This is a genomic window from Kocuria cellulosilytica (assembly GCF_040981245.1).
Lineage (GTDB): Bacteria > Actinomycetota > Actinomycetes > Actinomycetales > Micrococcaceae > Kocuria > Kocuria cellulosilytica.
In genome coordinates this window covers 86,030-105,351 of sequence record NZ_JAVFWZ010000009.1, presented here as the reverse complement: position 1 = coordinate 105,351, position 19,322 = coordinate 86,030, and the positions used below count along the sequence as shown (strand labels likewise).

Annotated in this window: 21 protein-coding genes; 12 read left to right on the top strand and 9 right to left on the bottom strand. The window is 76.0% G+C overall.

The genetic code is table 11. The features are described 5' to 3' along the window. Nucleotides 1-72 precede the first annotated feature (72 nt). A complete protein-coding gene (locus tag RCG67_RS13480; RefSeq protein WP_368826977.1) occupies nt 73-894 on the top strand; it encodes a hypothetical protein in 822 nt (273 codons plus the stop codon). 63 nt (nt 895-957) lie between these two features. Here the strand turns inward: RCG67_RS13480 and RCG67_RS13475 are convergent, their stop codons facing one another. Next, entirely contained in the window at nt 958-2,037 is a 1,080-nt protein-coding gene (locus RCG67_RS13475; protein ID WP_368826975.1) for an FUSC family protein, read from the bottom strand. 79 nt (nt 2,038-2,116) lie between these two features. Here RCG67_RS13475 and RCG67_RS13470 point away from each other — a divergent pair, with 79 nt between their 5' ends. The 3 genes from RCG67_RS13470 (at nt 2,117) to RCG67_RS13460 (ending at nt 3,311) form a co-directional block, all read left to right on the top strand. Next, nucleotides 2,117-2,527 (top strand): fluoride efflux transporter FluC, encoded by a 411-nt coding sequence (locus RCG67_RS13470; RefSeq protein WP_368826973.1) that lies wholly within the window; start codon nt 2,117-2,119, stop codon nt 2,525-2,527. Further along, a complete protein-coding gene (locus RCG67_RS13465) occupies nt 2,524-2,895 on the top strand; it encodes a fluoride efflux transporter FluC (RefSeq protein ID WP_368826970.1) in 372 nt (123 codons plus the stop codon). The genes RCG67_RS13470 and RCG67_RS13465 overlap by 4 nt, the downstream gene beginning before the upstream one ends. 158 nt (nt 2,896-3,053) lie before the next feature. Further along, a complete protein-coding gene (locus tag RCG67_RS13460) occupies nt 3,054-3,311 on the top strand; it encodes a DUF6480 family protein (protein ID WP_082696946.1) in 258 nt (85 codons plus the stop codon). A 39-nt stretch (nt 3,312-3,350) separates the two neighbouring features. Here RCG67_RS13460 and RCG67_RS13455 read toward each other — a convergent pair whose 3' ends face one another. Further along, on the bottom strand, nt 3,351-4,208 hold the full coding sequence (locus RCG67_RS13455; protein WP_368826967.1) for a VOC family protein: 858 nt from the start codon (nt 4,206-4,208) through the stop codon (nt 3,351-3,353). A gap of 340 nt (nt 4,209-4,548) precedes the next feature. Between RCG67_RS13455 and RCG67_RS13450 the strand changes: the two genes are divergently transcribed. From RCG67_RS13450 to RCG67_RS13435, 4 genes are all read left to right on the top strand, one after another. Next, the gene (locus tag RCG67_RS13450; protein WP_368826965.1) at nt 4,549-5,388 is read left to right on the top strand and encodes a zinc-binding alcohol dehydrogenase family protein; all 840 of its coding nucleotides are present in this window, start codon (nt 4,549-4,551) and stop codon (nt 5,386-5,388) included. Next, the gene (locus RCG67_RS13445) at nt 5,385-5,546 is read left to right on the top strand and encodes a hypothetical protein (protein ID WP_368826963.1); all 162 of its coding nucleotides are present in this window, start codon (nt 5,385-5,387) and stop codon (nt 5,544-5,546) included. Before RCG67_RS13450 ends, RCG67_RS13445 begins: the two co-directional genes overlap by 4 nt. 128 nt (nt 5,547-5,674) lie before the next feature. Continuing rightward, nucleotides 5,675-6,190 (top strand): flavodoxin domain-containing protein, encoded by a 516-nt coding sequence (locus RCG67_RS13440; protein WP_368826961.1) that lies wholly within the window; start codon nt 5,675-5,677, stop codon nt 6,188-6,190. A 126-nt stretch (nt 6,191-6,316) separates the two neighbouring features. Next, complete coding sequence (locus tag RCG67_RS13435) at nt 6,317-7,945, top strand: DUF4389 domain-containing protein (protein WP_368826959.1); 1,629 nt, start codon at nt 6,317-6,319, stop codon at nt 7,943-7,945. Nucleotides 7,946-7,998: 53 nt separating this feature from the next. On the opposite strand, the gene RCG67_RS13430 is transcribed toward RCG67_RS13435, so the two are convergent. Both RCG67_RS13430 and RCG67_RS13425 read right to left on the bottom strand, forming a co-directional pair. Beyond that, nucleotides 7,999-8,760: a DUF6544 family protein gene (locus tag RCG67_RS13430; protein WP_368826957.1), complete on the bottom strand. Its 762-nt coding sequence runs from the start codon at nt 8,758-8,760 to the stop codon at nt 7,999-8,001. Further along, nucleotides 8,757-9,455, bottom strand: a complete 699-nt coding sequence (locus tag RCG67_RS13425; protein WP_368826955.1) for a hypothetical protein — start codon at nt 9,453-9,455, stop codon at nt 8,757-8,759. The genes RCG67_RS13430 and RCG67_RS13425 overlap by 4 nt, the downstream gene beginning before the upstream one ends. Nucleotides 9,456-9,574: 119 nt before the next feature. Between RCG67_RS13425 and RCG67_RS13420 the strand changes: the two genes are divergently transcribed. The 4 genes from RCG67_RS13420 to RCG67_RS13405 all read left to right on the top strand — a co-directional run bounded on the left by RCG67_RS13420 (nt 9,575) and on the right by RCG67_RS13405 (nt 13,738). Further along, a complete protein-coding gene (locus RCG67_RS13420; protein ID WP_368826953.1) occupies nt 9,575-11,566 on the top strand; it encodes a serine hydrolase domain-containing protein in 1,992 nt (663 codons plus the stop codon). 115 nt (nt 11,567-11,681) lie between these two features. Continuing rightward, a complete protein-coding gene (locus RCG67_RS13415; RefSeq protein ID WP_368826951.1) occupies nt 11,682-11,930 on the top strand; it encodes a hypothetical protein in 249 nt (82 codons plus the stop codon). Nucleotides 11,931-11,934: 4 nt separating this feature from the next. Continuing rightward, nucleotides 11,935-13,170, top strand: a complete 1,236-nt coding sequence (locus tag RCG67_RS13410) for an FG-GAP repeat domain-containing protein (protein ID WP_368826949.1) — start codon at nt 11,935-11,937, stop codon at nt 13,168-13,170. A 157-nt stretch (nt 13,171-13,327) separates the two neighbouring features. Beyond that, on the top strand, nt 13,328-13,738 hold the full coding sequence (locus tag RCG67_RS13405; RefSeq protein WP_368826947.1) for a hypothetical protein: 411 nt from the start codon (nt 13,328-13,330) through the stop codon (nt 13,736-13,738). Nucleotides 13,739-13,801: 63 nt separating this feature from the next. Here RCG67_RS13405 and RCG67_RS13400 read toward each other — a convergent pair whose 3' ends face one another. The 5 genes from RCG67_RS13400 to RCG67_RS13380 form a co-directional block, all read right to left on the bottom strand. Continuing rightward, nucleotides 13,802-14,854: a hemolysin family protein gene (locus RCG67_RS13400; protein ID WP_368826945.1), complete on the bottom strand. Its 1,053-nt coding sequence runs from the start codon at nt 14,852-14,854 to the stop codon at nt 13,802-13,804. After that, nucleotides 14,851-16,335, bottom strand: coding sequence for a hemolysin family protein (locus RCG67_RS13395; protein WP_368826943.1), 1,485 nt, complete (start codon nt 16,333-16,335; stop codon nt 14,851-14,853). Before RCG67_RS13395 ends, RCG67_RS13400 begins: the two co-directional genes overlap by 4 nt. A 165-nt stretch (nt 16,336-16,500) precedes the next feature. Further along, nucleotides 16,501-17,508: a DNA topoisomerase IB gene (locus RCG67_RS13390; RefSeq protein WP_368826941.1), complete on the bottom strand. Its 1,008-nt coding sequence runs from the start codon at nt 17,506-17,508 to the stop codon at nt 16,501-16,503. Nucleotides 17,509-17,601: 93 nt separating this feature from the next. Beyond that, entirely contained in the window at nt 17,602-18,699 is a 1,098-nt protein-coding gene (locus RCG67_RS13385) for a hypothetical protein (RefSeq protein ID WP_368826939.1), read from the bottom strand. Between the two features lie 115 nt (nt 18,700-18,814). Next, on the bottom strand, nt 18,815-19,192 hold the full coding sequence (locus RCG67_RS13380; RefSeq protein WP_368826937.1) for a TIR domain-containing protein: 378 nt from the start codon (nt 19,190-19,192) through the stop codon (nt 18,815-18,817). Nucleotides 19,193-19,322: the final 130 nt, after the last annotated feature.

The window sequence follows — 19,322 nt, the reverse complement described above, 5'->3', positions numbered from 1 at the left end:
GGGGAGGTCTGCCGCGCGCTGCCGGCCGCGGGGTGGCCCCGGGGCGAGGACCGAGCACAGGAGACACAGGACATGACTGCTGGAAAGACATGGGCGGCCACGGGCGCCGCGGCCGCGATGCTGGCCGGAGGCCTCGTCGTGGGCACCCCGGCGGCCCTCGCCGCACCCGGGGATCCCGCCTGCCTGGAGGCCACGGCCCAGCTGGACGCGGCGCTGACCGGGGCGGGCCTCACGCCCGACTCGCTCGCGGCCCTCGACTCCTCGGCCGAGTCCCTGGCCGCCGCCGAGGCCCAGTACGCCGCGCTCGTGGGGGGCGCCGGCGGGCCGAGCCTGCAGGAGCTGGAGGTGGCCGGGGCCGCGCTGATGGCCGCCCAGGAGTCCGGCGACCCGGAGGCGATCGCCCAGGCCGAGGCGCGCCTGGCCGAGCTCGACCAGGAGCTCGCCGCCGCGCTCGGCACGCTCGACCCCGCCGTCGCCGAGCAGGCCCTCGCCGACGCCGCCGTGGCCTTCGAGGCCCTCCTGGCACAGCTGGCCCTCGACGAGGCAGCGGTCGGGCAGTTCCTCGTGCTCCTCGAACAGGCCCTCGTGGCCTGCGAGGGCCCCGCCGCGCCCGTGGCCCCGGTGGCTCCCGTGGCACCGGCCCCGGCGCCGGCCCCGGTGCTCCCCGCCCCGGTGGAGGCCGCGCCCGTCGCGCCCGTGATGGCGGCTCCCGTCACGGAGGCCCCTGTCGCGGAGGCCCCCGCCGGGACCGCGGCCGTCAACCCGGGCCTCAACATGCAGACGGCCGCCGCGGAGCCGGAGCAGCGCTCCGGCCTCCTGGCCGGGCTGCTCGTGGCCGGGACCGCCGTGGGCGCGGCGGTCGCGCTGCGCCTGCGGCGGCGCAGCCGGGCCTGAGCCGCACGCCGTTCCCGGGGCCCGCGGGCACCGGGAACGGCGCCGCCCCCGTTGCCGGGGGCCTCAGCCCCGCGTCACGGCGCTGCTGCCCGCCGTCGGGGCGGTCGGCGGGTCCAGGACCGCCACGAGCCGGGCGAGGTCCTGGGCCGCGGCCATGACGAGCCGGTCCTCCGCCCGCGAGGGGTCGGTGAGCTCGGCGTGGAGCCGGCCCACCAGGGAACGGACCCGCTCGGCCGCCTCCTCGGGGTCCTCGTCGTCGGCCCACGCGCGCACCGCGTCGGCGGCGGACTGCACCGCCTCGGCGAGCCGGGCGCTCAGGGCGGCGGGCACCAGCCAGTCGTGCTGCTCGTGGTCGTAGAGCTCCCGCAGCGCGTCCGTGAAGCCCCGGAGGTGGAAGATCACGTTCTCGAGCTTCAGCAGGGAGTCGTAGCCGGGGTCCGCCGAGGCCGCGGCGCGGTGCCGGCGGCGGAGCACCATCCGGGGGTTGCCGCGGGCGCTGCGCGCCGACTCGTCGACCGCCTCGCGCACCTCGCCCGTGATCCGCACGAGCGCGTGGTTGCGCTGGCGCCAGTCCCGTCCCCCGGTGGTCCCGGGCTCCGCGAGCTCCCCGGCGACGTCCTCGAGGTAGTCGACCGCGACGTTCTGCAGCCGGTCGAGCTGCAGCCGGGCGGTGCGGAAGTCCAGGGGCGGGATGACCGTCACGTTGACGAGCAGGCCGATCGCGACGCCCACCGACATCTGCACGAGGAAGCCCGCCGAGAAGCCCTCGGCGTCCTGGCCCCCGACGATGAGCACGAACAGGGCACCGACCGGGACGTACTCCGCTCCGGCCCCGAGCCGGCGGATGCCCGCCAGGAGCACGCCCAGGCCGACCGCCACCGACACGGTCACGAGATTGGGGTCACCGATCAGCAGGACCCCCGCGGCCAGCATGATGCCCAGGGCGATGCCGGCGACCGTCTGCAGGCCCGCGCGCACCGAGCCCAGCACGGTCGGGTACATCGCGGAGATCGCGCCCAGCGGGGCGTAGTACGGGTAGTCGTCGATCACTCCGGGCATCCGCTGGGCCACGACCCAGGACAGGGCCACGGCCAGCGAGGTCTTGAGGGCCAGGAGGATCCGGGCACCGCGTATCGTCTGCACCCCGACATCCTACGGACCCGCCGGTAGGATCGAGCCGCCGACCGCTCCCCCGCCGGAGCCCGCCCCCGAGGAGCCCCCCATGAGCCGACCGCCGCACCGGCGCCTGCTGCTGGTCCTCGCCGTGGGAGCCGGCGGAGCGCTGGGCACGGGGGCCCGCCACGGCCTCACCGTGATGATGCCGGCGGTGGCCGGCTGGCCGCTGGCCACCCTGGCGGCGAACCTGCTCGGGGCCTTCCTGCTGGGCATGCTCCTGGAGTCCCTCCTGCGGCGCGGCGAGGAGACGCCCCGCGGGATGCTGCTGCGTCTCGGCGCGGGCACCGGGGCGCTCGGCGGGTTCACGACGTTCTCCTCGCTCGCGCTGGAGGCGGAGCGGATGCTGGCCGGCGGCGCCGCGGGGCAGGCCCTGGCCTACGTGGGGATCTCCCTGGGGTGCGGTTTCCTGGCGTGCCTCGCCGGCACCGTCCTCGCGGCCCGGGGGCGGCGCGCGTGACCGCCCTGCTGATCTGCCTCCTCGGCGGGCTGGGGGCGATGGCCCGGTTCGCGGTGGACGGGGCCGTGCGCCAGCGGTGGGCCACGGCCTTCCCCGCCGGCACCGTGCTCGTCAACGTGAGCGGCTCCTTCCTGGCCGGGCTCCTCTCCGGCGCCGCGCTGGCCGGGACGCTGGGCGGGCCCGCCGCCACGGCCGCCGTGGTCGGCTTCTGCGGCGGGTACACCACCTTTTCCACCGCGATGACCGACACCGTGCGGCTGGCCCGGGACGGGAGTCCGCTGCGCGCGCTGCTCAACGCCGCGGGCACCGGCGCGCTGACCGTGCTCGCCGTGCTCGCGGGGCTGGCCGCGGCCGCACCGCTGTCCTGACCGGCGGCCGGGGCGGCGGAGGGCGCGGGGCCCCGGCGCACGCTCCGTGACGGAGGACCGGGTCCGGCCCCCGAGCGGGCGGCCCGTTTCACCAGCAGGCTTGCTATTCTGTTGGGAGCACCCGTTCCAGCACGTCCGACCGAAGGAAGCAGGACCCCGTGGCCGACATCAATCCCGAGCAGGCGCGCAACGATCCGGAGAAGGCCCGGGAGGCCTTGAACGAGGAGTCCGGGCGCAGCATCGACGGCGACACCCCGCCCGACGCCGGCGTGGGGGTGGGGCCCGACAATCCCGACCTCGACGTCGAGCACCGCGGGGACTCCGCGAAGGGCAAGATCGCGCTGGCGGTCATCCTCGGCCTCGTGGCGCTGTTCGCGGTGCTGTGGTTCGTCGGCGCCGTGGTGGGGATGTTCTGAGGCACCCGTCCTGGGGCACCGGGCGGCCGGCGGCCGCGCTCACGGCCGGCCGTCGTCCTCGCCGGTGACCTCGTCGTCCTCCTCGTCGTCCTCCTCCTCGGTCCAGTCCTCCGAGGACGGGCCCATCATGGCGAAGCGCTCGCCGTCCGGGCCGGCGGCGAACACGAGCTCCCCGTAGCCGAACTCCTCCGGCTCCTGGATCAGTGCACCCCCGGCGGCGACGACCCGCTCGGCCGCGGTGTCGGCGTCGTCGACCTCGAAGCAGACCCACCACAGCGGCGGCGCCTGCTGCAGGTGGTCGACGTCCTCGGCGGGCACGCCGATCCCGCCGGCCGTCCGGTCCATGCCCGGGACCGTGAACACCGAGTACGCCTCGTGCCGCGTGCCGATGTCCTGGTACGTGTAGCCGAACACCTCGGCGTAGAACCGCTCGGCGGCCGCCTGGTCGGAGGTCAGGAGGTCGCACCAGGCCACGGTCCCGTGCTTGCCGACGATGCTGAAGCCGGTGTGCTCCTGCGGCTGCCACACCCCGAAGGCCGCCCCGGTGGGGTCGATCCACACGCCCATGGTGCCGAAGCGGCCCACGGCCATCGGCTCGAACAGCTGCCGGGCGCCGGCCGCCACCGCGGCCCGGCCCGTGGCCGCGATGTCGTCGGACGCGAGGTAGACGGCCCACGCGTGCGGGTCGTCCTCCATGTCCGGCAGCGCCGGCGACAGCCCCGCCACCGGCTCGCCGTCCACCAGGGCGTTGCAGTAGCCGCCGTACGCCGGATCGGAGGGCGTGAACCGCCACCCGAGCACGGAGGCGTAGAAGTCCATGGAACGGTCCAGGTCCGAGACCATGATGTCCGCCCAGCACGGGGCTCCCGCGGGCCAGTGGTCGATGCGCTCGGTCATGCCTGAGTCCTCTCGTCGCGCGCCGGGACGGCTGCGCCCGGGTGCCGGCGACGCGGCCCGCCCCCGGGCGGTCCTTCGTCCCCCCATGGTCGTCCCCCCGCGCCCCGGTTGGGAACACCTCCCGCCGACATCCGGGCCCGCCCGCGCCCGGGGCGTTCCCCCGCGGGGCGGACCGGCCTGGGCTGGGCCGTCCCGGGCAGGGGACCGGGGACGGGAACGACGGACGGGGCATTAACATTCGTCGTTTCCGGCCGGGGCCCGTGTTCCGTTCCTAGACTCGGAGCAGGACAGGGGTCACGGCCGCGGCCGGAGCCCTCCCCGGGGGATCGACGAGGACAGCATGCGTGCGTGGTGGATCGATGAGCCGGGTCCCGCCGCCGGCGGGCCGATGCGGTTCGGGCAGTGCCCCGACCCTGTGCCGGGAGCCGGGGAGCTGCTCGTGCGGGTGCGGGCCTGCGGGGTGTGCCGCACCGACCTGCACCTCGTGGAGGGCGACCTTCCCCTGCACCGGGCGGGCGTGATCCCGGGCCACGAGGTCGTCGGCGAGGTGGTGCGCGCGGGCCCCGGGTGCGGCCGGTTCCGGAAGGGCGAGCGCGTGGGCGTCGCGTGGCTGCGGCACACCTGCGGCCGCTGCCGGTTCTGCCGCCGCGGGCGGGAGAACCTCTGCACGGCCCCGCGCTTCACCGGGTGGGACCAGGACGGCGGCTACGCGGAGCTCACCCTGGCCCCCGAGGCCTTCGCCTACCGTCTGCCCGAGGAGTTCGACGACGAGCACGCGGCGCCGCTGCTGTGCGCCGGGATCATCGGCTACCGGGCGCTGCGGCGGGCCCAGCTGCCGCCCGGGGGACGGCTGGGCATCTACGGCTTCGGGGCCTCCGCCCATCTCACCGCCCAGGTGGCCCTGCACCAGGGCGCGGAGGTCCACGTCATGACCCGCTCGGCGGAGGCGCGCGCGCTGGCCCGCGAGCTGGGCGCCGCCTTCGTGGGCGAGGCCGACGAGCCTCCCCCGGTGCCGCTGGACGCGGCGATCCTCTTCGCCCCGTGGGCACGCTGGTGCCCCCGGCGCTGCGCGCCCTGGACCGGGGCGGCACCCTCGCCGTCGCCGGGATCCACCTCAGCGACGTCCCGGTCCTCGACTACGCCGCGGAGCTCTTCCAGGAGCGGCAGCTGCGCAGCGTGACCGCCAACACCCGGCAGGACGGCGAGGAGTTCCTGCAGCTGGCCGCCCGGCTGCGGCTGCGCCCCACCACCGTCCCCTATCCCCTGCGCGCGGCGGACCGGGCCCTCGCGGACCTGGCCGCGGACCGGGTCACGGGAGCAGCCGTCCTGCGCGTGTGAGCCGTGGTCCCGCGGACGTCCCGCACCGCCGGACCGGCCGCGCGGAAGGGACCGCCGGGGACAGCACCGCAGCAGGCAGAACGCGTCGACCGGAGCACAGCGACCGGAGCACAGAGAGGAGACCCGCCGTGGCCGTCCTGGTGGTCTACGAGTCCATGTACGGCAACACCCACCGGATCGCCGAGGCGATCGGCCGGGGGCTCACGGAGGCGGGGGTCCCCGCGGAGGTGCGCTCGACCGCCGAGGCCCAGCGGCGCCCACCGGGTGCCGGTGACGTGCTGGTGATCGGCGCCCCCACCCACGGCCACGGGCTGAGCCGGGAGAACTCCCGCGAGCAGGCCGTGCGGGACGCCTCCCGCCACCACCTGGACGTGGACGGCTCGGCCGCCGGTCCCGGGGTCCGCGAGTGGCTGGCCGCCCTGGACGCGGAGGCCGGGCGGGCGGCCGCCTTCGACACCCGGGTCAAGGGCCCGGCGATGCTCACCGGCCGCGCCTCGCAGAAGATCGTCCGCGCCCTCGAGGAGCACGGCTACGAGCTGGTCGCCGAGCCCGAGAGCTTCCTCGTGACCATGGGCAACGAGCTGGTCCCCGGGGAGGAGGAGCGCGCGCTCGCGTGGGGCCGCGGCCTCGCCGCCGCCCTCTGACCGCCCGGACGCCCCGCACCGGGCCCGGCACCCGTCCGGCTCCGCCACTCCGGCGCCGCCCCTCCGACCTACGAACGTCCGACGCCGCCCGTCCGACCCCACCCGGCCGACTCCGCAGGAGCTCCCATGCACGAGCACCCCGTCACCCGCCCGCCCCGCCCGTCCGCCCGGCACGGCACCCCGCGCCGCACCCGACCCGGGCAGTGGGTGCTGCTGGTCCTGGGCGCCGTCCTGACCGCCCTGGCCCTGGCGGCGCTCGTCAGCGGCCTCGTGCTCGCCGGCGCCGCCGCGGCCCAGCAGGACGGGCGCTTCCTCACGACGTCCCCGGACCGGCACCAGACCATCACCTACGCCCTGGTCGGGCCGCCCGCCGTGCTCGACGTCGGCGACGCGCAGGTCTCGCCCGTGCCCTTCCTCGACCGGCTCGGCCGGGTGCAGGTGCGCGTGACGGCGGCGGACCCGCAGCAGGAGATCTTCGTGGGCGTGGCCGGGACCGGCGACGTCGACCGGTACCTGGACGGCGTCGCCCACGCCGAGCTCGGCAGCGCCACGGAGTCCGGGGACGACGCCCCGTCCCGTGTGCCCGGCGAGCGGGTGCCCGACCGGCCCGGGAACCAGACCTTCTGGGCGGACTCGGACCAGGGCACCGGCACCCGGGAGCTGACCCTGGACCTGCGCTCGGGCAGCTGGACGCTCGTGGTGATGAACGCGGACGCCACCCGGCCGGTCTGGGCGGACCTGCAGCTCGGGGCGCGCTCCGACCTCCTGGGCCCCCTGGCCGGCGGCCAGCTGGTCGGCGGCCTGGCAGGCCTGGTCGTGGGCGTCCCGCTGCTGCTGCTCGGCGCCGCCGGGCTGGGCCGGGACATCGATCCGCGCACGCCGCCGCGCGGCACGGGCCCGGGCGCGGCGCTCGCCGGGGCCCCGGACCGGAGCGGGGCCCCGGACCGGAGCGGGGCCCCGCGGCCGGTCTCCCCCGTGCGCCTGAGCGGGTTCCTCGACGCGGGGCTGTCCCGGTGGCTGTGGCTGGTGAAGTGGCTGCTGGTGGTCCCGCACCTGATCGTGCTGGCGGTGCTGTGGTTCGCGCTCGTGGTCACCACGGTGGCCGCCGGCGTCGCCGTGCTGTTCACGGGCCGGTACCCGCCCTCGTGGTTCTCCTTCAGCGTGGGGGTCCTGCGGTGGAGCTGGCGGGTGGGGTTCTACTCCTACTCGGCCCTGGGCACCGACCGGTACCCGCCCTTCAGCCTGGCCCGCGCGGACTACCCGGCGGAGCTGGAGATCGCGCCCCCGGAGCGGCTCTCCCGCGGCCTGGTGCTCGTGAAGTGGTGGCTCCTGGCGATCCCGCACCTGCTGATCCTCGGGGTGCTCACCGGCGGCGGGAGCACGTGGAGCACCAGCCGCAGCGGCGACGACGGCACGACGACCACCAGCTGGGGGCCGTCCCTGCTCGGGCTGCTCGTGCTCGTGGCCGCCGTGCTCCTGCTCTTCACGGGCCGCTACCGTCCCGAGCTCTTCGCCCTGGTCATGGGCATCAACCGATGGGTTAACCGGGTCCTCGCCTACGTGCTGCTCCTGCGGGACGAGTACCCGCCGTTCCGGCTCGACCAGGGTCCCGTGGAGCCCCCGCCCCACCCGGCGAACCCGCCCTGGTCCGCCGGGGCGCACGACCGGACGCCGGACCGGCAGCAGGACCTGCCGCACGACCGGTCGCGGGACTCGACCGGTGACGGCCCGGAGGGCCAGGACCCGGCCCGCTGAGCCGGCGCACTCCCGGGACGGCCGGCCGGACGGGACCGCCCAGGAGTGAGAGCTCAGCGGAAGCGGACGTCCTCGAGCCGCGCCCGGAAGAACTCGCCCGCGGTCTGCCGGTCGGTCCCCCACGCCCAGCCGGCGCGCAGGACCGTGGGCACGCGCACACCGCCGACGTCGGCCTCCTCGGACAGCGCGACCCCGAAGGGGTGACGGCCGAACCCGGTGCCGTCGGGATCTCCCCACCGCTGCATGCTCAGCTCCCGGAGCCGGCCCTCCGGGTCGACCCGGAGCAGGGCGTCCTCGCGCACCCCGTCGAGGACCCAGGACATCACGGCGGTGTCCGGGTCCGGGCCCTCGGACCACTCGGCACCCAGGCAGGCCGGGGGAACCGTGATGCTCTCCCCGGCGAGCCGGCCGGCGGCGCTGCGGGTGATGTCCGGGCCGGCGGCCGACATCACGGGCACGAGACCCAGCAGCCGCCACCGCAGCTCGCCACCGCCGGGGCCGTACCGGTCGTAGCCCGCGACCGGCAGGCCGAGGACCCGGGTGCGGGCGGCCCACACGAAGCCGGTCCCGGGGACGAGGAGCTGCCGGGCGGAGAACGCCCGCCAGGAGCCGCCGAGCCGGATCTCACCGCGCATCGACAGCTCCGCCACGGACCACGCCGGGGTGCCGGGCGGCACGGCCCGCTCCAGCCAGCGGCGTGCGGGCTCGGGCAGGGCGGCCACCGCCGCGGCGTCCACCGCGGGCGGTGGCTGCGGGCCCGGGCGCTCCAGCGCCGCCCAGTGCCGGCGGGCGCCCCGCGGCAGCCGCCCGGTCACGGCCGGTCCCGGAGCATCACGACCGCCGCCGGCAGGTACCACAGGACGGGCACCAGGCGCAGGGCCGTGGTGAGCCCGCCGAGCGGGGAGAGCGGCCCCGCGGTGGGCACGAGGGAGAAGACCGTGAGCAGGGCCGCGGCGGCCGCCCCGGCGGCGATCCCGCCGAGCCACCGCGGGTACGCGCCGCGGGCGAGGGAGAGCGCGGCGACGGCGGCGAACGAGACGGCGAGGGGCAGGTTGGCCAGAGCGAGGAGGACCACGCACAGGTCCATCACCGCGGCCGCCGTCCCCGCGTCCATCGACGCCGCGGCCGGCATGGTCAGCACGAGCTGCACCCCCTGGCCGGCGATGTTCAGGGCCGCGGCCATGAGCCCGGCGCCGAAGGCCACGGCGGAGACCGTGCCGGGCGGGCCCTCCGCCCGGAGCAGGCGGGCGCGCACCCAGCCGAGGAAGCAGACCAGTGCCCCCTGGCCGAGGACGAAGAGCACGCTCTGCGCCAGCAGGGGGCCTCGGTTGCGCGCCAGGAACGGCCCGTGGGCGGGGTCCCCGGCGGCCGGCCAGGGACCGGAGAGCGCGGTCTCCATGAGCCCTCCGGCGATGCCAAGGAGCACGGAGAGCAGTCCGGCGGCCGCTCCGGCGACCGGCCACAGGACGGGGACGGGAGCGGGCTGCGACAGGGTCCGGGACCGGGTCATGCCCCCAGGCTAGACCGGCGGCCCGGCGCCGGTCCCGCTCCGGACGCAGGGCCGGCCGGTCGCCCGGATTCCCCGGTCACACTCGGACACGGGATCCGGCGCAGGAGCAGGATGGCCCCATGAACCTGCACCGGGTCCCGTGTCCGTCGCCGCCCCCTGCGGCGTCCCTGCGGGCGCCCGGGCCGGTGCTCGCCCTGGTCCTCGTGGCGCTGGTGCTGCTCGCGCACCTGGCGGCGCCGTCCGCCGCCGCGCCGGAGCGCGGAGGCCAGGAGGAGCAGGGCGTGCGGGAGTTGACCCCCGAGGACGTCGGCCCGTGGCTCGACGGCCTGGTCCCGGCCCTCCTGGACGCCGAGCGGCTCCCGGGGGCGACGGTGGCGGTCGTCTCCGGCGGCGAGATCGTCGCGCTGCGCGGGTTCGGCGCGGCGGACCGCCCCCAACCCGTGCCGGGCGCCACCCCGGTGGACCCCGGGCACCACCTGTTCCGGATCGGGTCGCTGACCAAGCTCTTCACCGCCACGGCCGTGCTGCAGCAGGTGGAGCGCGGTGCCCTGGACCTGGACGCCGACGTCCGCGAGCACCTCGACTTCCCGCTCGAGCTCCCCCGGGGGACGGTGACGCTGCGGCACCTCCTCAGCCACACCGCCGGCTTCGAGGAGCGCGTGGACCACCTCATCACCCCGGACCCCGGAAAGGTCCGTGACCTGCGCACCGAGCTGGCCGAGGACCCGCCGGCGCAGATCTTCGCGCCGGGCACCACCCCGGCGTACTCCAACTACGGTCTGGCCCTGGCCGGCTACGTCGTCCAGCAGGTCACCGGCGTCTTGTTCGAGGAGTACGTGCGCCGGGAGGTCCTCGAGCCGCTGGGCATGACCTCCAGCACCGCCGAGCAGCCGCTGCCTCCTGCCCTCGCCGGCCGGCTGGCCGGCGGCTTCCCCGCCCCGGAGGCCGCGGCCGCGCCGTTCGAGCACATCTCCGTGCCGCCCGCGGGGTCCGTGAGCAGCACCGCGCGGGACATGGCCGCGTTCCTGAACCTGCACCTCGGCCACGGTCCCGACGCCGTCCTCGGCCCGGAGGCCATGGCGGCCATGCACGCCCCGGCGCTGCCGCCCGCGTCCCTGGGCGGGCTCGGTGCCGCCGAGCAGATGACCCTGGGCTTCCGGGGCCACGAGGTGCGGGGGCAGCGGGTGCTCTCCCACGGCGGCGACACGAACCTGTTCCACAGCGAGCTGGCCCTGTTCCCCGACGCGGACACGGGCCTGTTCGTCTCCGTCAACGGCAACGGGGTGCGCGCGCTCAGCACCGTGGTGCTGCGGCAGCAGCTGGTCGAGCAGTTCGCCCGCCGCTACGTCGCCCCGCCCGCCCGGGAGGAGCCCGCGCCCCCGCCCGGCACCGAGGAGCGGACCACCGCCGTGGCCGGGCACTACCGCAGCGAACGGCGGGCGGAGTCCAGCGCCGCGGCGCTGGTGGGGGCGCTCGGGATCACCACGGTGCGCGCCGGCCCCGACGGGACGATCCGCGTCACGTCCCTGGCCGCTCCTCCCACCACGATGCGCGAGGTCGAGCCGTGGCTGTGGCGGGAGCCCGGGGGCACGGCCACCCTCGCGGCGCGGACCGGCGAGGACGGCGTCCGGGACGTCGCGCTGGCCGCCTACCGCACCGAGGGCAGGGTGAGCGCCTGGCACGGCCTGTTCGTGCCCCACCTGCTGCTGCTCGCGGCGCTGCTGGTCCTCGTCGTGACCCTGGCCGTCTGGCCGGTGAACCGGCTGCGGCGGCGCCGGCGGTGGGGTCCGCCGGGGACCGGCGCCCGGGCCCGGCGGGTGCGGCGGCTGGCCTACGCGGCCCCGGCGGCCGTGCTCGCGGGGCTGGTCCTCTTCGCCGCGAGCGTCCAGCCGGACCTGTCCCTGCTGCGGCCCCTCACCCGTCTCGGGCAGGCGCTCCTGCTGCTCGGCGTGCTGGGCGTGGTGCCCGCCGCCCTGCACCTGGCGGGCGCGGTCCGGCACCGCCGCGGAGTGGTCGCCGTGGCCGGGGCCGCGCTGCTGGTCCTGGCCCTCGCCTGGGTCGCCGGCTACTCGGTGGCCTTCCGCGTCCTGTGGCCCGACATCAGCGTCTGAGCGGCGCCGGGGCGGGGCGTTGACGGCCGGCGGCGCCCGCACCAGCATGAGTGGCAGGGGCCGCCCACGGCGCGGCCGCGGGACCACCGGGTCCCCGAGCACCGGGAGGACGACCATGACGCGCACCGGAACGAGAAGGCGCACCGGCCGGAGGAGCATCCGGTGGAAGGACCTGACGCCGGGGCAGCAGACCGTGCTGCTGACGCTGGCGTCCGTGCAGGTCTCGCTGGCCGCCACCGCCTGGGCGGACCTCGCCCTGCGCCCCGCGGAGGAGGTCGACGGCGGCAAGGCGAAGTGGGCGGCGGTCATCGCGATCAACTTCGTGGGTCCGGTCCTGTACTTCCGGCGCGGCATCCGCCGCTGACGGCATGAGACGCTCACCGACGGCCCGCCTGCTCACCGGGATCTCCGCGGCGGCCCTGGCCACCACCGGCATCGCCCTCGCGGGACCGGCCCACGCGGTGTCCACCCAGGATTTCCTCTCCTACGTCGACGGCTGGCGGGTCGGCCAGCACGTGCGCGAGCTCGCCGACGTCGACGGGGACGGGCGTGCCGACGTGGTGGCCTTCGGCGATCCCGGCGTGTTCGTCGCCCACGGCCGGGCCGACGGCACCTTCGCCGCGCCGGTGCTGACGGTCCGCGACTTCGGCACCGCGCAGGGCTGGCGCACCGACCGGCACCCGCGGCAGGTCGCCGACGTCGACGGGGACGGCCGCGCCGATCTCGTCGGCTTCGGCCGCTCCGGGGTGGTCGTCTCCTACGCGCAGCCCGACGGCGGCTTCACGGCGCCGGCGCTGACGGTCCGCGACTTCGGCTGGGACCAGGGCTGGCGGGTCGACCAGCACGTCCGCGAGCTGGCGGACCTCGTCGGGGACGGCGCGGCGGACGTCGTCGGCTTCGGGCACTCCGGCGTGACCGTCTCGCACGGCCGGACGGACCGCACCTTCTCCGGCACCGGCAAGCGGATCGACAGCTACGGCTGGGACCGCGGCTGGCGGGTCGACCGGCACCCGCGGATGCTCGCCGACATGGACGGGAACGGAACGGCCGACATCGTCGGCTTCGGGGACGCCGGGACGTACGTCTCCTCCTTCTCGGCGCCCGGGGACACGTTCACCCAGCCCGTGCTGGAGATCCCCGACTTCGGGTACGCCCAGGGCTGGCGGGTCGACCAGCACCCCCGGGCGGTCGGCAACGTCAACGGGCACGGCCCCGCGGACGTGGTCGGGTTCGGTCACCGCGGCGTCCTCGCCGCCTACTCGAGGCCCTTCGGTCCGGGCGAGCCGAAGTACCGTCCGGTGTCGCTCGAGCTCGCCGATTTCGGCGTCGCCCAGGGCTGGCGCACCGACCGGCACCCGCGGGACCTCGCGGACATCAACGGCGACGGCATCCTGGACGTGGTCGGCTTCGGCGACGCGGGCGTCCACGCGGCCTACGGGGACGACGACTTCTTCCTCGGGCCCGAGCTGACGTCCACCGCCTTCGGCTGGTCGGCCGGCTGGGACCCGGCACGGTTCCCGCGCCTGCTCGGGGACGTGGACGGCGACGGCCGCGACGACGTCGTCGGCTTCGGCTACTCGGCCACCTCCGTGGACCTGTCCTGACGCTCCCGGCGGAGTCCGCCGCTCCGGTTCCGGCCCGGGCGCCGGGGACGGCGGCCGCCACCGTGTCGCCGGGCGGCCCCGGCGGCTAGGGTGGGTGGTCCCAGATCGATGCACTCAGACCGGAGCACGTCCCACCCGAATCCCGAGGAGCACGCTGATGACCCGACGCACCCTGACCCTCGCCGCGGCCGGCCTGACCGGGGCGCTGCTGCTGACCGCCTGCCAGGACGAGACCCGCCTGACCCAGCTGGACCAGTCCGGAGTCTCCACCGAGGAGCTGGTCGGGCAGGAGATCACCCTGACCAACGAGGTGGAGGGGATCTACGGCGAGGAGTTCCTGACCATGGGCGACGAGCAGACCGTGGTCTTCGTGACGGAGATGCCCGCCGACCTGCGCCCCGGGGACGAGGTCGAGGCCACCGGCACCGTCGAGGCGGGCGACCTGTTCAGCGAACCCGGCGACCGCGACCGGCTGCTGCGGCTCACCGACGAGGAGACCGCCAACCACCTCGTCAACCGCGAGTCCGAGCCCTATCTCACCGAGGCCACCGTCACCGTCGTCGAGTAGGCTCCCGCCCCGGCCGGTGCGGCGGCGCGGCGGCCTCGAGGGCCCCGCGCCGCCGGAGCCGGCTCAGGACGGGCGGCTGGTCGCGTCCCGGACCTCCCCGACCAGCTCCTCGAGGACGTCCTCGAGCGCGACGACGGAGGCGGCCCCGGCCGTCGACCCCTGTCCTTCGACGAGGGCCAGGTGGGCGTTGCGCTGCTGCATGGCGCGCACGACCTGCTGCAGCTTGGCGCCGGCGGGCACCGTGCCGAGCCGCCGGACCGCCTCCGGCGGGACGGGGGCGTGGCGGCGCTCCGCCGGGGTCCCGAGCAGGTCCTTGGCGTGGACGTAGCCCACCAGCGTCCCGTCGTCGTCCCGGACGGGGAACCGGGAGAAGCCCGTGCCCGCGCAGATCTGCTCCAGCTCCGCCACGGTCGCCGACCGGGGCACGGTGCGCAGCTGCTCCGCGGGGATGGCCACGTCCTCCGCGGTGAGGTGCTCGAACTGCAGCGCCCCGGTGAGCAGGGTGATCTCGTCCTCGTCGAGCAGGCCCTCGCGGCCCGACTCGGCGACGAACCCGGCGACCTCGTCCGAGGTGAAGGAGGAGGCGACCTCGTCCCGGGGCTCGGCCTTCAGCACGTACCGGACCACGAGGTTCGCGGACTGGTTCATCAGCCAGATGAAGGGGCGGAAGACCAGCACGAAGACCCGCAGGACCGGGCCCAGCAGCAGGGCCGAGGCCGCGGGCTTGGCGATGGCCATGTTCTTGGGCACCATCTCCCCGATCACCATGTGGAAGAAGGTGACGACCAGCAGGGCGATGACCAGGGCCACGGGGTGCACGAGCCCCTCGGGCACCCCGGCCTCGGCCATGGGGCCCTCGATGAGGTGGGCGATCGCGGGCTCCCCCACGGCGCCGATCAGCAGGGAGCAGGCGGTGATGCCCAGCTGGGTGGCGGCCAGTGACGTCGAGACGTCCTCGATGCCCTTCAGCGCGGACCTGGCGGCGCCGGAGCCGGCCGCGGCCCTCGGCTCGATCTGGTCGCGGCGGGCGGAGACCATGGCGAACTCCGCGGCCACGAAGAACGCGTTGCCGCCCAGCAGCAGGACCAGGAACAGGATGGCGAGGCCCTCGCTCATCGGGACCCACCTCCCCCGGAGTCGGCGGCCGTGGAGCCGGCCGCATCGCCGGCCCTCCCGAAGGAGGTCTGCGCCGCCTTCTCGGCGGACGTCCCGGCGGCCTTCTCGGCGGACGTGGCGCCGGTGTCGGCCCGGCGGCCGTCGCCGCGCCGGACGACGATCCGGTCCACCCGGTGCCCGTCCAGCCGGACCACGGTGAGGGTGACGTCGGTGCTGGTGGGCAGGTTGTCGTCGTCGCGGTGGACGTGGTCGACCGCCTCGAACGAGACCGTGTCCCCGGCCAGGGGCAGCCGGTCGAGCTTCTCCGCCATCAGCCCGCCGAGGGTGTCGGACTCCTCCCCCTCGGGCAGCTCGAGGCCCATGACGTCGCCGAGCTCGTCGGGGCGCAGCAGCCCGGACACGGAGATCGCCCCGTCGCGGGTGCGGCGGTACCGGGCGACCGACTCGTCCTGCTCGTCGTCGATCTCCCCCACGATCTCCTCGATCAGGTCCTCGAGGGTCACGATGCCGGCGGTCCCTCCGTACTCGTCGACGACGACGGCCAGCTGCAGGCCCGGCCTGCGCAGCTCGCGCAGCAGCGGGTCCAGGGTCATGGACGCGGAGACGGTCGTGGCCGGGACCGCGATCTCGCGCACGGTGCGCGTGCCCCGGTCCTCGTACGGCACCGCGAGGGCGTGCTTGAAGTGCACGACGCCCACGATGTCGTCGACGCTCTCGCCCTCCACCGGGAAGCGGGAGTGACCGGTCTCGGCGGAGATCTCCACGAGGTCCTGGACGGTGTGGTCGTCGAGGAAGGTGACCTGCGGGCGCGGGCGCATGACGTCGGCGGCCGTGCGGTCGCCGAACTCGATGGACCGGGCCACCAGCTCGGCGGTGCCGGGGTCCAGGGTGCCCTCGGCCCCGGAGCGGGAGACCACGGCCATCAGCTCCCCGGCCGTGCGCGCGCTGGCCACCTCCTCGGTCGGGGTGAACCCGAGCAGCTTGAGCACCCAGTTGGCGGAGGAGTTGAGGATCTTCACCAGCCAGCCCAGCAGCAGCATGAAGATCCGCTGCGGGTGGACCACGAGCCGGGACACGCGCATCGGCTCGGCGATCGCCCAGTTCTTCGGCACGAGCTCGCCGAAGACCATCTGGGTGAACGTGGCGATCACGAACGCGGCGGTCGTGGCGATGCCGGTGGCGGCCGCCGGGGACAGCCCGGCGAGGCCCAGCCCCTGCGCCAGGAGGACGCCCAGCGAGGGTCCGGCGAGGAAGCCCACGATCAGGCTGGTGAGCGTGATGCCCAGCTGCGCGCCGGAGAGGTTGGTGGAGGTCTTCGTCAGGGCCCGCTCGACGGCGGCGGCCCGGCGGTCGCCGGCCTCCTCAGCGGCCCGGACCTCGTTGCGGTTGACGGTCAGGAAGGCGAACTCCACGGCCACGAAGAGGGCGTTGCCGAGGACCAGGAGGACGGCCACGGCGAGCAGGATCCATGCTTCTAGCACGCGGCGCTCCCCTCGGACGGGGCGGTGCGGTCAGGGGAACCCGTACTTCGGGGCTCCGTGTCGTCCGGACCGGCGGGGGCGCGGTGCGCCCCTCCGGGGGGCCGGGAGTCCAGGGAAGGCATGGTCCCAGGATAACGGCACGCCCAGGGGGCGCGGTCCTCACCGTCAGGTGAGGAACGCGCGCAGGGACCGCTCCGCGGCGCGGTAGGTGCCGGCGTCGATGGTCTCGCCGCCCATGAACCGGTCGATCACCCGGGGGTCCGTGTAGGAGCTGCGGGCGATGGCGGCCGTGTTGCCCAGGTGCTCGGCGACCTCCCGCATGGCGGCGGACACGGCCTTCTTCCGGGCGCTCTCGCTGGGCCGGGTGTCGGCGCGGGCGGCGAGCGCCATGGCCGCGGTCACCGTTCCCTGCCAGGTGCGGAAGTCCTTGGCGGTGAAGCCGGGGCCGCACCGGTCCCGCACGAAGTCGTTGAGCCGGGCGCTGGTGATGCCGGTCCACTGCCCGTCCTCGTCCCGGTGGGCGAGCGCGGTCTCGTCCGGGGCGCGCTCCAGCATGGGCGCGAGCGCGGCGGCGAGGTCGGCGTCCCGGAGGCTCAGCGTCCAGCGGTGCCCGCTCTTGCCGGGGAAGTCGAGGTGCACGTCCGCTCCGTCCACCCGGACGTGCCGGACCAGCAGGGTGGTCACGCCGTAGGAGCCGTTCGACTGGGCGTACTCCTCGTTGCCGACGCGCAGGGCGGCCTCGTCCATGAGCCGGAAGGCCGCGGCGCAGGCCTTCTCGGCCGTGGCGCCCTCGGAGCGCAGCAGCCGGGTGACGGCCGGGCGGGCCTGCGGGAGCGTGTCGCCGAAGTCCAGGACGCGGTCGAACTTCTCGCGGTCCTTCAGCTCCCGCCAGCGCGGGTGGTAGAGGTACTGGCGCCGCCCGGCGTCGTCGACGCCCGTGGCCTGGATGTGCCCGTTGGGCTGGGGGCTGATCCACACGTCCGTCCAGGCCGGGGGGATCGCCAGCTGCCGGATCCGCTCGAGCTCGGCCGGCTCCTGCACCTTCGTGCCGTCGGCGCGCCGGTAGGAGAAGCCCTTGCCGTGGCCGCGGCGGGTGATCCCGGGACGGTGGCAGTTGCTGCGCCGCAGGCGGGGCGTGCGGGTCTTCGCTGGGCTCTGCTGCGTGGCGGCCATGGTGTCCTTCCGGATCGGCTCCGGGACCACCCCGGGAACACCAAGTCTACTGACTGTCAGGGTGCCCGTCGCGCGGCCCGGCGGCGGCCCCGGTCAGGGCTCGGAGCGGGTGTACGCGGCGGCGCGCACGGCGTCGTCGTCCTCGAGCCCGGCGCCGAGGGCCCCGCCCACGGTGGCGAGCGTGGCGGTCAGCCACGCGAGCTTGACGTACTCCACCGCCCCGGCCGGGGCGCCGATCACGGCCGCGAGGACGTCCCCGTCCACGAGCAGCAGCGCCCCCAGCCAGGACAGGGCGAAGACCGCGAGGTAGAAGACGGACACGCCGATGGCCACGGTGGCGGCCGTGGCGAGGTTGAACAGAGCCACCTGCTCCCGCTCGGCCCGCCGGCGCGGGCGCTCCCACAGCCGGGCGCCGACGACGAGCGCGCCGGTCACCGCGGCGATCGACAGCAGCGCCAGCAGCCCCAGCCGCCAGGGCCCGTAGGCGGCGGCGAGCAGCCACAGGTCGGAGGCGACCAGGGTGAGCACCCCGGTGGCAGCGGCCAGGGCGAGGAGCCGGGACAGCCGCACCACCAGGGTCCAGGGCCGGTTGGCGCGGATCATCCCGAGGAGCAGGCGCACGTTGCCGCCCAGCACGCGGGCGGTGAACTGCACGGCGTTGTCCTCGGGCCGGTCCTCGAGGTCCTCCGAGCGCTGCCGTGCGCGCCGGACGAGCTCCGCCTGCGCGTCGGCGTCGTCCGCGTCCTCGGTGTCGTGGCCGAGCAGGTGGCCGACCACCCGCACGGTCGCCTGCCGGACCTTCTGCCCGACGTGCAGGGCGCCGAGGGCCGGGACGGCGAGGAGGCCCACGCCGTGCACGGGGCTCAGCTGCGTGAGCACCGGGCTGCGGCCGTCCTTGAGCGGGACGTCCGTGAGGACGACGACGAGGTCCCAGTCCTCGTCGAGCATCCGGTCGCGCGCGGCCTCGAGCAGGTCGAGGCCGTCGGCGGGCGGGACCACCAGCCGGTCGGTCACCGCGCTCACCCGCCAGCGCACCCCGGGATAGCGCTCGTGCAGCGGCCCGGACACGGAGGCCGCGAGGTCCCGGGGCAGGGCGCCGGCGATCTGGGGCGAGAGGACGAGACCGACCAGCAGCTCGGGCACGGGCTCGTGGCCGGGGGCGGGGTCTGCGGCAGAAGGGTGGTCGGGCACCGGTCAATCCTGGGACAGGACGCCCGGAAACGCCATTCGAGCCGGCGCGGCACCGCCGCCGCCCTCCCCCGAGGCACGGCCGGGCCCGCGGGGCCCGGCCGTGCTCACGGCCGGGTCAGAGGCCGTCGAGGAAGTCCCCGATGTTCTCCCAGGTCCAGCTCTCGCAGCGCGCCGGGCCCATCTCGGCGGGCTTGCCCCGGTGCTCGGGCTCCACCCACAGGCCCAGCAGCGGCTTGCCCTCGGCCACCGCGCAGCGGAGCTGCCACCGCGCCGCGGGCGAGTCCGAGGTGCCCCCGCCGATCAGCGCGATCACCCCGTCGCAGCCGCGGATCCGCTCCCGCACGTCCCGCTGCCACTGCTGCGGACACGCCCCGTCCTCGGGCGGGGCCAGGAACCGCGCCTGGTCCCCGGCGCGGGACCACTGTGCGGTGAACACGTCCCGGAACAACTCGTCCTGCTCCGCGAAGGCCAGGAACACGGTCTTCGGCGCCATTGCCGTCAACTCCCCGAAATAGAAATCCATGCAGAACCGCACTGTATGCCCCGGGGCCGTCCGGCGGACAGACAGCGGGACACACGCCTTAACGAAGGGGCCGGGGCCGGAGCGCCGCGCGGGGACCGGG